Origin of the sequence: Nocardia sp. FBN12, from assembly GCF_050320175.1 — a bacterium.
Classification (GTDB): domain Bacteria; phylum Actinomycetota; class Actinomycetes; order Mycobacteriales; family Mycobacteriaceae; genus Nocardia.
In genome coordinates this window covers 5,406,561-5,418,555 of the sequence record NZ_CP190048.1, presented here as the reverse complement: position 1 = coordinate 5,418,555, position 11,995 = coordinate 5,406,561, and the positions used below count along the sequence as shown (strand labels likewise).

The following is an 11,995-nucleotide window of genomic DNA, read 5'->3' as shown; positions in this document are numbered from 1 at the left end:
ACAAATGATGCCGGACAGGAAAGTTCCTGTCCGGCATCATTGTTCAGCTCAGCAGTTCGTCGGGACCGGTTCGCCGCGGAAACGGGCCTCGACGTAGTTCCAGGCATCGGGGAAGCCCGCCACAGCGGCGGTCATGTGCTCGGAGATCTCGACCGTGTTCAGCTGCACCGGCGCACCCTGGCCGCACCAGCGGGCGACGGTCTCGGCGACCGGCGCGTACGGGGTGAGGATGTCGTACTTGCCCTGCCAGATGTAGGTGGGTGCGGTCGGCGCGCCCTGGAAGTGCACGAGGCTGTTCTCCTGCAGGACACCACGGGCCACCTGGCTGCCCATCAGCTCCTTGGATGCCGCCATCTGGTCGGCGTTGCGCAGGGCGCCGTGGAACAGCAGGAAGCGACGGCACGCGTCCTTGGTGAATTCACGGAACCACAGCCCGTTTTCGTTGAGCTGGTCCGACACCGGCACCTGCTCGGGGTACTCACGCTCGATGCCCATCGCGGCGGCGAAGGCGAGACCGAAACCGGGGTGCGGCGCGAAACCCAGTGCGTCGGCCATCAATTCGAGGTCGGCGGGGATACCGCCGGACACCACGGCCGCGAGCTTCAGCTCCGGTGCGTAGGTGGGCTGCAGCGCGCCCGCCCACGCGGTGGCCATGCCGCCGCCGGAGTAGCCTGCGATCGCGACCGGCGAGTTACCGACGCCCAGCTCGGCGACCTTCTGCACCGCACGCACGCTGTCGAGGGTGACCATGCCACTGAGCTTGGCCGCACCGTAGGCCACCGTCGGGCCGAGGTAGTCGGGCACCGAGATCGCCCAGCCGCGCGCCAGCGGCAGCATGGCGCCGGGCGCGTCCTGCAGCTCGCCGTTGAACAGCGACTGCGAGGGGTTGCAGCGGGTGCCGATGGAGTTGATCAGTGCCTGGTAGGACACCAGCGGCGGGTTCTTCACGCCGATCGGCATGAGCACGGTGGTGATGCCCATGATCGCGTTGCCCGCCGAGTTGGTGGAGCGGAACGCGACCTGGTGGCCTTCGGTGCCCGGGTACATCCAGGTGTCGATGTGGCGGGTCCGCACGACGTCGCCAGGTGCCAGCGCGGCGATATCGGCGGGTGCGGTGAAGAACGGATCCGGATCAGGCGTCGGATACAGCGGGTTCGCCCCCGCGGGTGCGGCGAACAAGCCCACAGATAGCAGACTCAACACCAATACAGCGATTTTCGACACAGCTTTCCTTCATCAACAGTAGTGCTGCCCAAACGAGACGACCCGACCCGTGCAGAAGTATCTAACGAAAACCTGTGATTTGTACCGACCAGTAGTCAAAGTGTCGTGTGCCACATGTTGTGATGACTCACATCGGGGGCGTATGGGCGCGCTGCGGTGCTGGTAGGCGCGGTAGGCAGGAGTAGTGATGGCGGTACTTGCGCTCGATATCGGGGCGACGAAGTTTGCTGCGGGGCTTGTGGATCGGCACTACCGGCTGCACGGCGTGCGCCGGGTGGCCGCGGGCGTCGGCGATCCATGGGCGGCGTGCCGCGAGTTGCTGCGCGTTGTGGCAGGTGACAACGAGGTGCGCGCGGTCGGGATCGGATCCGCGGGGCCGGTCGATGTGCCCGCCGGGGTGATCGAGCCGTTGAACCTGGCCGCGTGGCGGGACGGATTCGCGATCGTCGAAGCGGTGCGGGCGCTGTTTCCCGATGCGGTGGTGCGGTTGGCGATCGACGGCGCGTGTTTGGTGCTGGCCGAGCATCGGATGGGTGGGTTGCGCGGGGTGGACAACGGGCTGGCCTTGACCGTGTCGTCGGGGGTCGGCGGCGGGATCATCGCCGATGGGCGAGTGGTGGTGGGGCGCACGGGGAATGCCGGTCACATCGGCCACATGGTGGTGCCCGGCGATGACACCGCGTGTCCCTGTGGGGGATTCGGCTGCGTGGAGGCGGTGGCGAGCGGGATGTCGTCGGTGCGCTGGGCGCGTGCGCGTGGGTGGACAGGCGAGAGCGGTGTGGAGCTTGCGGCCGCGGCGCACGCGGGTGACCCGATCGCGCTGGCGGCGATGGCCCGTGCGGGAAATGCCTTGGGGCAGGGAATTTCGTCGGCCGCCGCGCTACTGGATGTCGATCGGGTGGTGATCAGCGGGGGGTTCGCGCATTCGGGGGAGCCGCTGTGGGGGCCGTTGCGTGCGGCCGTCGCCAGGTATGCGCGGCTCGATTTCATTCGGGGGTTGTCGGTGGAACTGTCGACATTGAACGAGGGCGCGACGCTGGTCGGGGCGGGAGTTCTCGCCGTGGAAGCTGCACCGGATTAGCGGATTGCGGGCCACTGGGTCCCGCGATCGGAGCGGAAAGAGTCCAAGGCTGCTCGGGCGCGTTCGGGTGGGGAGCGGCGCCGCCGGGCGTAGCCTCGATGAGGTGGCTGCCGACTACGTGCCGGGCGATGTCGTCCATATACCGGAGGGTCCGTTCCAAGGAGTGTGCGCCGTAGTGCGCGAAGTCGACTCGGTGGCGTCACGATTACAGGTCGACGCGCTGGTCAAAGGCGGTCCCTACGAGATCGTCATCGGCTTCGACGAGGTGGAGTGGGCCTGACAGCACCGCAATGTCAGAATGACCCTTATGACCTACACCCTCGTGCTGCTGCGCCACGGCGAGAGCGAATGGAACGCCCTCAACCTGTTCACCGGCTGGGTGGATGTCCAACTCACCGACAAGGGCATCGCCGAGGGTAAGCGGGCCGGTGAACTGCTGAAAGAGGCAGGCATCCTGCCCGACGTCGTCTACACCTCGCTGCTGCGCCGCGCGATCAGCACCGCTGACAACGCGCTCGGCACCGCCGACCGGCACTGGATTCCGGTCGTGCGCGACTGGCGCCTCAACGAGCGTCACTACGGCGATCTGCAGGGCAAGAACAAGGAACAGGTCCGCGAGCAGTACGGCCAGGAGCAGTTCATGCTGTGGCGTCGCAGCTACGACACCCCGCCGCCGCCGATCCAGCCCGACAACGAGTACAGCCAGGAAGGCGACCCGCGCTACGCTGGCATCGAGGTCCCCAAGACCGAGTGCCTGCTCGACGTCGTCAAGCGGATGGTTCCGTACTGGGAAGACACCATCTCCAAAGAGCTGCTGACCGGCAAGACCGTGCTGGTCGCCGCGCACGGCAACTCGCTGCGCGCGCTGGTCAAGCACCTCGACGGCATCTCCGACGAGGACATCTCCGGGCTGAACATTCCCACCGGCATTCCGCTGGTCTACGAGCTGGACGAGAACATGCGTCCGGTGAAGGCCGCCGAGTACCTCGACCCGGCCGCCGCCGCGGCCGGCGCCGCCGCTGTCGCCAATCAGGGCGGCAAGTAACTCCGGCGCTTTCGGCCCCACACCTTTCGAAGGGTGTGGGGCCGTTGTGTTTTCGCGGCGATGTCACACCCGCGACGGCTGTGTCGTCACCTCGGTAGATACCGCGAAACGCGCGGCCGCCGAAGGAGTTACGCCATGAACACCGCCTACGTCATCGTCACTGTCGTCGCCGCACTGTGGGTGGGCTTCTCGGCGGTCTCACTGCTGCGCCGCGCACCCTTCGTGGTGGAGCCGCTGGTGGAATACGGCGTGCCGCGGACCTGGTGGACGCCGCTTGGTATCGCCAAGGCGCTCGGGTCGGTGGGGCTGCTGGTCGGCCCGTTCGTCCCGATGATCGGGTTTGCCGCAGCTGTGGGGCTGATCCTGTACTTCGCCGGTGCTGTGGTGACGGTGCTGCGCGCCCGTTCGTACAAGACCGTGGCGTTCCCGGTTCTGTACCTGGTGCCGGTCGCGGTCGCCCTGGGTCTCGGCATTGCCGCTCGAGCGAGTTGAGGAGCTCGCTCGCTCGCGCCGCACCGGGCCCTGGATTTGGATCGAGCAGACTGACCTGCCCTTCCACGCACGCACGATCGCACTGGTCCGCGCAGGTAAGCCCCGACACCGGCGGGATCGTGCACGCCGACCACGGAACCCAGTTCACATATTGTCTTCGGCGAGAAAATCCGCTCAGCGGGGCCTGCTGCCCTCGTTCGGCACCGTTGGCGATGGTCTCGATAACGCGATGATGGCCACCCTTCGACTGGGCCGCCCCGGATCGTCACCGCGCGTTCGGGTTGCAACATCATGCTGCCACGGCTGCCCCGCTTCCGGTTTCGACAGCGGGGTGCGATGTCCCACTCCCCCGCTGCGCCGATGGCTTCGGCGGCATGCATACAGCGCATAGGCCAAGCGAACGTGATCGCGTGCAGGTAGGCGACAGCTCGGCCGGTCACGGTCAGTAGCGCAGCGTAAAGGTGAACAGATATGGTCGATCGGCCGAACAGTTCCTTGTTCGTTTGTCTGAGGGGGGAGTGCGTCACGTGTTGCAGGTCGATATAAACGAATTGAGGAAGCTCGCCACCACGGTGACCTCGGTGGGGGAGGAGATCGACACGATCGATGTCCGAACCAACGGCGACAAGGTCGGTGAGTCGTTCCCCGGTGTCGAGATCGGGGCTGCGTGCGCGAAGGCAGGTGAGTACTCGGAGGGTGCGTGGTTGCGGATCGCCGAGCGGATGCGGAAGCTGGCGGGCATCGTCAATCAATGCGCCGATGACGTCCAGACCACCGACCAGCAATTCAAGAACCGACTCGAGGAAATGGATTTCTTCGCCACCGGGAGCGTCAGCTGATGGCGACACGCAAAGATGTCGAGGCGTGGAAACCGGAGAAGCTGTCGGAATGGGCTCAGGAGCTCGAAGACGATACCACTGCCTATGAAACCCAACTCGGTTCCACGCTGACTCATTTCCGGGAGACAACCTGGCAGGGCGCTGCGTATCTGGCCGCCTACGACCGCTTCTACGAGGAGAATGACCAGGGTCGCCGGCTGTCCACGGAAATTCGTGATATCGCTACGGTGCTCCGTAGCGCCGACTCGCGACTGGCCAGCGAGCGTGGTGTGCTGCTCGGCCGCGTCGCTGATGCGGAGCACGATGCAGAGTCGCCGGTCGGCATGACCGTCGACGACAGTTGGAAGGTGTCGGCTAAGCCGTACACCGAGTCCGATTTCACCGACGAGCAAAAACAGAAGGTCAAGGACGGGGTCGTCCACCATCAGGGTCTGATCGATACCGCGAAGTCGAGCCTGCTGGCCGCGGTGGCGCAAACGATCTCGACTCTCGACACCGCGTCGGACGAGGTACGCGTCCGCGGCAACCAGCTCGGCAACGGATTGGACGTGCCGACCGCGACGACGGTCGATGTCGCGGGGCTCGGCCGTCAGGACGGCGAGACCATCGCCGACGGCAAATTGTCGGACGAGGAGATCGCTCGGATCACCGCCCGCCTCAACCAGGCCGGACTAACCCCCGAACAACTCCAGGCACTGGCGGACGGCCAGGAAGTCACCGTCCCGCAGTCGACGATGGACTACCTGAGCAACCTCTATGACAAGGCCGGTCGCGACGGCCTGATCGACCTGGCGGACCGCCTCGTGGTGAACGGATCCCCGGAGTCCCTCGAACTTCGCTCGAGCCTCGCCGACGGGTTGCTCACCCTGTCCAACGAGGACGTCGTCACCCCCGCCAGCGCCGGCGCGATCCCCGAACGCGGCGGCTGGGACCAACTCCACCCCGAAATCCGCGAACTCATCGGCACCCGCCCGGGTTTCAACGACAGCCCCGACGGCAACACCTCCGATCTGCCTGACGACTACCGCTCGGGCTTTTTCGGGCCGAACATGGATCGGTGGGCCGGTGTCCAGGAATACACGAAGGATATGCGCGGTTTCGGGCAGTTCCTCGCGTCCTCCGACCAGGCCTACATTCCCGGCGAACGATTCGGTGTCGAGCTCGATCGCCAAGCCGCGAACCAGGCATGGATCGCCGACAACGGCGGATATCAGAACTACACCGGTGATCCCAATGAACCGGAGTGGCTGTCCCGCACAGAACACAGCGCCGCCGATCTGCTGTCCGTGGGCACCCGCAACAACGACGCCAGCTACGCGTTGTTGACAGGCAACGGCAGCGAAGAACTCTTCGGCAAGGACGTCCCCGGGCAAAGCTACGAGAAATACGACCCGCAGGTCGTCCAGGGAATCTTCCAGCACGACTGGGTCGACAACGGAACCGCCGCCGGCCAGATGATCAGCTGGATCGGCACCGAATCCCACGAAGTCGGCGCCGACGGCAAACTGACCACCGACGCACTCCAAGCCCGTGAGGCCCTCACCCACTTGCCCGATGTGTTCACTCCCCGCGAGGAGGTGGACGACCCCGACGACGACAAACCCGATCGCCATCGCTCGGGTGGGATCGAGGTGGAGGAGTTCAAAAAGATCGAGATGGGGTTCGTGAACAACCCCGAACTCGCCCGGGGGCTGTCGGTTGCCATGGGCTCGAACATCGAGGCATGGGATAACCACCTGGTCCCTAGAACGGCTTACCTGCCTGACCATGGGGAGGCGCAGATCGCTGTGACCGATGCGAACCGTCTGCTCTATTTGGCGAGCCAATCCGAGGGCGGCAGGTTAACGCTGGAGGTCGCGCGGTCAGCGTATGAATCAGAATTCTTGAACCGCGCATACACGCAAAACGAAGTACCGCCCAGTGAATATCTGGGGCGACATGTCAGCGAGCTTGCAACATTGGACGGCCGTATAACGAATGCAGCCGCCAATGCGCTAACATTTCAAGACCAGAACGCTGTCCAGCAACACAATGATTCCCAACAGGAAATATACGACAACAAAAAAGCAGCAGCGAAACTTGTCGACCAGGTCCTGATGGGAAGCGTCGATGTCGGATTGGATTACACGAAGGGCCTCACGCAGGACAGTTACGGCTTGGGTGCTGCCACTGGCGTCGAGGGCGGTAAGAAAGCCGCGGCGATGCTCGGCGAAGGCCTTGTCGAAGGCATGATTATGCAGTATGTCGATGATCCCGAGAAGATGACGGTCCAGTATCCCAACGGAACCGCAATGAATGCATCAGCCGTAAGTGGGTTTCAGCAGTCGATCCTGAACGCTGCGTTTGAACATGGAAAACTCGACACGGGTCTGATCGATTCGCAAACTGGCCGCCCTGTGGATCTGAGCGGTCCTCGTTCGGAGAATTCGCAGCATGAACTTGGTGCCTACATGGGATCGCAAGGATTGCAATCGATTATCGATAGCTACCAGACTACGCATGGAATGACAACGGCATTGGGTGCAGGACTGGGTGGCTCATCGCTCTCGGTAATCCGAACTGGAACAGAATAGGACGAGAACGCGATATCAATGAAACTCACACCTAAGGTGCTGGGTACAGCACTTATCCTCAATGCTGTGGTCCTGACTTCGTCATGCGTCACGACACCGGCGACGGAGCCTCCTGCGGCCCCCACTGCCACGTCGGCGTCTAGTTCGCCCTTTCCATTTCCGCCTGTGCAGTACACCTGGGATGCTGCTGCGCCGCTGAGCGTGCAGCAGCAGGCGGCGGCAGATACCGCCATTAAGAAGATTGATTTGGTAAGTAAATGGATCCCCATATCTGATCCGACTATCCCGTCCGAGATCCTCGCGATCGTCAGCCCTGGGAATAAGCCAGCTTTCTTGCCTGGGAAGGCGCTTGCTGAAACTGGTGGCAAACTCTATCGAGTAGTTGCGGTTAAGGAGATATCGTTAACTCAATGGGATTTCGATGTTTGCGTGTACGATACCCCGGGAGTGTACAGTATGGGCTCCGATGGTCAGCTGAAATTGAGTACGCCTCACATCGTCTACTCGGCTGGTACGCATACTGTGTCGATGACGACGGAGCCGAATGGTGCCGGGGAGATTTCGGATGCTCCCCGATTTCTGGTCGTTGATTCTCGGCAGATTGGCAATGATATGGCGCGTAAAACATGCGAACCATTCCTACCCGACCCGTACATTCAGCAGCCGCCTCAGCCTCTTTCGTCCGGAAAATAGGATATGTGGGTGGCTCGCCGAGGATGCCTTGCGTTGACACTCGGTGTCGGATGCATAGGTGGGGAGTTGGCTCGATGAGATTTATGTCCAAGGTGCTTGGTGTCGTACTTTGTCCCATTGCTGTGGTCATGACGCCGTCATGTGCTCCAGACCCCGCGACAGATTCTACGCAGGCGGCTCCTACCTCGTCCGTGACTAGTTCGCCTTTTCCGTTTCCGCCTCTGGAAACCATCTGGGATTCTGCTGTCCCGTTGAGTTCGCAACAGCAAGCGGCTGTAGAAGTCATCTTCCAGGAAATGGATTTGGTCCACGAATGGCGTCCCAAGTTTGATCCGACTATCCCACCTGAAATCCTCGCGATAGTCGGCCCCGAAAACAAACCTGTCTACTTGCCTGTGAAGACGCTGGCTGAAACTGGTGGTGAAACGTTTCGGGTAGTCGACGTTAGGGCGGTGTCGTCATCGCAATGGGAATTCGATATGTGCAGATATGATAGCCCGGGCGCTTATAGCATGGGACCCAATGGTCAGCTGCAATTAAGTGCGCCGCACATGGTCTACTCTGCTGCGACGCACACTGTGTCGTGGACAACGGAGCCGAATGGAGCAGGGGAGAGGTCGGATACTCCCCGATTCCTGGTGGTTGACGACGAGTCGATCATCAACGATATGGCGCGGCAAACCTGCGAACCATTCCGACCTGACCCGTACATCCAACAGCCACCCCAGCCCCTTTCTTCCGGGAAATAGGCCAGGCGATCCTTCGTGCGAATCGGCGGGCAGGTCGCGGCTTGGTCCCAGTTCGTGGTCTGCCGTGGAGGTATCGGGCCGAGCGGAGACCTGTCGGACGAACCCAACCGCGCGAATCCGGGGGATTCTCGGTTGTGCGGTGGGGCGCTACACTGCGTGCTGACGAGCGGACGTGGGGGAGGGCTCAATGGCTATCGGTGGGGATGCTGCGGCACAGCTGTGGAACGCGGCTTCGTCGGGGCAGTTGACGATGGAGCCGGATGCCGCGCGGGAGGTGGCTGGGGCGTATCTGCGGTTCGCGGCGACGTGTGATGGGTGGGTCAAGGATGCGGCTCACCTGCAGAGCATCCATGGGTTCGGGTCTCTGAACTCCGCTCTGCAGCTGCAGAAAGGATTCGCGGACAAGGCGGCGTCGGCTGTGCAAGTACTCGAACAGATGGCATCGGCGGCGCGGGGTATGGCTGATGGGTACCTTCAGGCTGCGGGAATCCTAGGCGAGGCTGATCAGCTCACTGCGTCGGCGTTGAGCTCGATCAGCGGACAGGCATGAGATGAAAACTGGAATATCCATCGCGAGTTGCCTTCTGGTCGCATTGGCAAGCGCGTCATGTAGTTCAACTCCCGGCGCTGCTAAGTCAGCTTCCCCGACATCGGAGGGTGTGACCGAGACCCAGACAGCACGCCCGACGCTGACCAATCCGAAGTTGCAGCCGCCGTCGCAGGACAACAAGTACACCCGGTCATCGGGCCGTCCGAAGGTGGTCTTCGACCCCTGCACGTGGATCGGTGCCGCCGATATCGAGTCCGTGGGTTTCCGTTCGGAGTCTCGGGAACGGGGGCCAGACCTTGTTGCCGAGTACACGTTCTTGACGTGCACCTTCGACAACCCAGGCAACACGCTGGCGCTTGGCCTGGATTCGGGGAACATCACGTGGGAAGAGAACCTGCAGAAGAACGGAAGCTGGCTGGAGTCGACGACAATCAATGGCCGCCGAGCGGGGTGGGGCAAGGGTGCGCCTGGAGCCACGGATGAATGCAACGTGCAGATGGAGACGAAGGTCGGCGTGGTACTGATGTGGATCCGAGTCCAAAGTCTCGGCAAGAACCAGAACCTCGACCCCTGCGCCAACATCATGGAAATCGCCTCGGCAGTAGAGAAATCCATCGGTAAGGAGAACTGACCATGGCGGACGGGGGAGGAACGCAAGTTCCGCTGACGGACATTCTGTCGACAACATTCGGGGTACCGCTCGTACCGACGGCCAACGGGAATCAGCAGCAGTCAGGTGCCGAGAAGCAGCAGAGCTCGCTCAGCCACGGGGGAACCGATCCGGCCTACATCCAGAGCGGGAGTTGGGAAGTCTTCGAGGGTCTTTCGCACGAGGACATCTACAACGCCGTGCAGCAGATGCAGCCGGGTGTGATGCAGCAGTTCGGCGACAAGTGGGTCGCGATGTTCACGGAGATCTCCGGTGCGGTAACCGGGTTGATGCTGCAGACGGGGCGCGCGTCGTCGAGCCTGGACGGTGCGTTCGCGTCGGCGGGAGAAGCCGCTGGGCGGCGGTTCATCACCGAGGCGACCGATGTGTACACAGTGCTGTCCGCGGTCGGGCATCGGGTGAAGGCCGCGGCCTATGGTGCGGAGGCGGTGAAAGTGGCTGTGCCGGCACCGGTCTCCTCGACCGAGGGGACGAACACGGGCACCTCGGTGCCGACGAGCCTGACGGAGCTCGCGGTTCCCGATGGGGCGGCGGCGATCGCGCGCGAGAAGGAGAGCCGGCGCCTGGAGGCGATCGCGGCGATGAACCTGACCTATAAGCCGACCTATGGTCCCGCGGGCGAGAATGTGCCGACCTTCGTCGCACCGACCCAGCCGGGCGATGACACCGGCACGGGCGGCGGCGGGTCGGACAACGGTGGCACCACCGGCGGCGGTGGAAACAACACCGACGCGGGGACTTCCGGCGACACCGCCGAGGAGACCACCCAGCCCGGCACGACGACCGAAGACGAGACAACGTCGGCCGGCACGGATACCGAGGACAGCAGCACCGACGATTCTCAGGGACAGGACGGTACCGACCCCGCGAGCACCACTCCTGCGTCGACGACTCCTGCCTCGACCGCGCCGGGCACCAACCCGTCCGGCGGCTCGCCGGGGTCAGGATCGCCAGGGTCCGGCTCGCCGGGGTCAGGATCGCCCGGTGGTGGTTCGAATCCGGGCGGCAACACGCCCGGCGCGGCCGCGCCTGTTGCTGGGCGCCCGCTCGCCGGTGCTGGTCAAAGCCTCACGGCTGGTGGTGTTTCCGGTGCGGCCTCGGCCGGGCGCGGAATGAGCCCGGGCATGATGGGTGCGCCGGGTGCGCGCGGCGGCGGCAAAGACGACGAGCAGGAACACCAGGCGCCCGACTATCTTCGCGGTGTTCAACCCGAGTTGCTCGGCGCGGAACAGCCCACGGTGCCCGAAGCGATCGGCGCGGACGCGCCCGCGACCCGGCCCGCGGACCAAACGGGTGGCACGGCCACGGGAGCGTTGTGAGCTGGACGTTCACCGCCGACGAGTTCGCGCACGTGTGGCAGGGGGAGACCGATGACGACCGGTACCCCTTCCCGCTCACGGTGTATTCGGCAGCCGCCACCCAGGACCGGTACGAGGAGCTCGCACAGGCCGCGGCGCAGCGCTGGCCCACCAACGCCGACCCGGACCTGACCGCAGTGCTGCGGCATGCGGCCAGACCCGAGACCGCGATGGCGGTGTTCGACGAGGCAGGTCCCCGGCTGCGGGCTTACGGCGCGCGGTCCGGCGAGCGCGGCGTCGTGATCCGCCAGTACGACGACAACAGTGTCGAGGTGTTCTCGGGTGCCGGGCGAATGGTGGCACGGGCTTTCGCCACCTTCCTCGGCGAGCAGCCCGCCGGACGCGCGGGACATCTCGTCGAGGACGTCGACCGGCTGGCCGCGCACTTCGAATCCTGGCAGCGCCCAGCCGATTCCGTCGCCGCCGGCATGCACCGGCTCACCGCGGCCGAACGCGCCGCCTACGGTCGCATCGAGGTCAGGGTCGGTTTGCATGCCGAACGACCGACGCCGGCGCGATATCTGACTTGGCTCGATGTGACGGACGACGGACGCTATCTCACCTACCAACGGTACCGGGATCTGCACATCGAACCAGCGGACAAGCAACGTCTGATCGATGCGATCGAGGCTATCGCGATCGCCGGTTCGCCCGACGACTGAGTCCGATCACCCCGCCGCGTCCGGGATTCCCGTCCACTAGGCCGGCCTCCGGGAATGGC

The 11,995-nt window shown here is 64.0% G+C and carries 12 protein-coding genes and 1 pseudogene; 12 read left to right on the top strand and 1 reads right to left on the bottom strand.

Annotated elements, in window-relative coordinates; all coding sequences use genetic code 11:
* Positions 1-48: 48 nt before the first annotated feature.
* Complete coding sequence (locus ACQHI0_RS25510) at positions 49-1,224, bottom strand: lipase family protein (RefSeq protein WP_427904322.1); 1,176 nt, start codon at positions 1,222-1,224, stop codon at positions 49-51.
* Between the two features lie 187 nt (positions 1,225-1,411).
* On the opposite strand from ACQHI0_RS25510, the gene ACQHI0_RS25505 reads away from it, so the two are divergent.
* The 12 genes and pseudogenes from ACQHI0_RS25505 to ACQHI0_RS25450 all read left to right on the top strand — a co-directional run bounded on the left by ACQHI0_RS25505 (position 1,412) and on the right by ACQHI0_RS25450 (position 11,936).
* Positions 1,412-2,305 carry an ROK family protein gene (locus ACQHI0_RS25505; protein ID WP_427904321.1) on the top strand — a complete coding sequence of 298 codons (894 nt, stop codon included), beginning with the start codon at positions 1,412-1,414 and terminating at the stop codon, positions 2,303-2,305.
* A 103-nt stretch (positions 2,306-2,408) separates the two neighbouring features.
* The gene (locus ACQHI0_RS25500) at positions 2,409-2,585 is read left to right on the top strand and encodes a hypothetical protein (protein WP_170112119.1); all 177 of its coding nucleotides are present in this window, start codon (positions 2,409-2,411) and stop codon (positions 2,583-2,585) included.
* A gap of 27 nt (positions 2,586-2,612) precedes the next feature.
* A complete protein-coding gene (locus tag ACQHI0_RS25495; RefSeq protein WP_427904320.1) occupies positions 2,613-3,350 on the top strand; it encodes a phosphoglyceromutase in 738 nt (245 codons plus the stop codon).
* Positions 3,351-3,485: 135 nt separating this feature from the next.
* A complete protein-coding gene (locus tag ACQHI0_RS25490) occupies positions 3,486-3,842 on the top strand; it encodes a DoxX family protein (protein WP_427904319.1) in 357 nt (118 codons plus the stop codon).
* 101 nt (positions 3,843-3,943) lie between these two features.
* Positions 3,944-4,077, top strand: a pseudogene (locus ACQHI0_RS25485) (IS3-like element ISAar24 family transposase); the annotation flags it as partial.
* Positions 4,078-4,360: 283 nt separating this feature from the next.
* A complete protein-coding gene (locus tag ACQHI0_RS25480) occupies positions 4,361-4,681 on the top strand; it encodes a hypothetical protein (RefSeq protein ID WP_427904318.1) in 321 nt (106 codons plus the stop codon).
* The gene (locus ACQHI0_RS25475; protein ID WP_427904317.1) at positions 4,681-7,254 is read left to right on the top strand and encodes a hypothetical protein; all 2,574 of its coding nucleotides are present in this window, start codon (positions 4,681-4,683) and stop codon (positions 7,252-7,254) included. Before ACQHI0_RS25480 ends, ACQHI0_RS25475 begins: the two co-directional genes overlap by 1 nt.
* A gap of 165 nt (positions 7,255-7,419) precedes the next feature.
* A complete protein-coding gene (locus ACQHI0_RS25470; protein WP_427904316.1) occupies positions 7,420-7,947 on the top strand; it encodes a hypothetical protein in 528 nt (175 codons plus the stop codon).
* A 936-nt stretch (positions 7,948-8,883) separates the two neighbouring features.
* The gene (locus ACQHI0_RS25465; protein WP_427904315.1) at positions 8,884-9,246 is read left to right on the top strand and encodes a hypothetical protein; all 363 of its coding nucleotides are present in this window, start codon (positions 8,884-8,886) and stop codon (positions 9,244-9,246) included.
* 1 nt (position 9,247) lies between these two features.
* A complete protein-coding gene (locus ACQHI0_RS25460) occupies positions 9,248-9,877 on the top strand; it encodes a DUF3558 domain-containing protein (RefSeq protein ID WP_427904314.1) in 630 nt (209 codons plus the stop codon).
* Between the two features lie 2 nt (positions 9,878-9,879).
* Positions 9,880-11,235, top strand: a complete 1,356-nt coding sequence (locus tag ACQHI0_RS25455) for a hypothetical protein (RefSeq protein WP_427904313.1) — start codon at positions 9,880-9,882, stop codon at positions 11,233-11,235.
* Positions 11,232-11,936 carry a hypothetical protein gene (locus ACQHI0_RS25450; RefSeq protein ID WP_427904312.1) on the top strand — a complete coding sequence of 235 codons (705 nt, stop codon included), beginning with the start codon at positions 11,232-11,234 and terminating at the stop codon, positions 11,934-11,936. The genes ACQHI0_RS25455 and ACQHI0_RS25450 overlap by 4 nt, the downstream gene beginning before the upstream one ends.
* Positions 11,937-11,995: the final 59 nt, after the last annotated feature.